Source organism: Enterobacter cloacae complex sp.6700776, from assembly GCF_048284255.1.
In the GTDB taxonomy this organism is placed as follows: domain Bacteria; phylum Pseudomonadota; class Gammaproteobacteria; order Enterobacterales; family Enterobacteriaceae; genus Enterobacter; species Enterobacter intestinihominis.
Window position 1 is genome coordinate 1 of sequence record NZ_JBLVYK010000090.1, and the last position, 353, is coordinate 353.

Annotated in this window: 1 pseudogene; it reads left to right on the forward strand. The window is 35.1% G+C overall.

Annotated elements, in window-relative coordinates:
* Positions 1 to 208: pseudogene (locus ACNQ0T_RS23350) on the forward strand (hypothetical protein); the annotation flags it as partial.
* Positions 209 to 353 lie beyond the last annotated feature (145 nt).

A 353-nucleotide genomic window follows, 5' to 3' on the forward strand; every position in this document is an offset into this window, starting at 1 on the left:
GCGCTCAACTTATGAGGAAAGGTTCCCATATATGCCAGCAAGAATAATAGACAACTTCATGAAGAGCGGGTCTTATATATCAGTGGTCAACTGGAATCAAATAGAAAACAACCCAGAAACACTCAGAAAATTAATAGACATGACTTATAACGATAGAGAAAAAGCAACGTATGATATGTCGAGAGAAATGAGAATGCATAATTCATAGTACTATCCAAGGAGTAGCCTTGGCTACTCCTTTAATTTACCAGTTCCACTTATCTGTATTGATTCCAAACTTAGGCTTCACATCATTAACAAAGAACCGGTTAACATCTTTAAAACCTTTTAAAATACGCTCATAATCATAATAC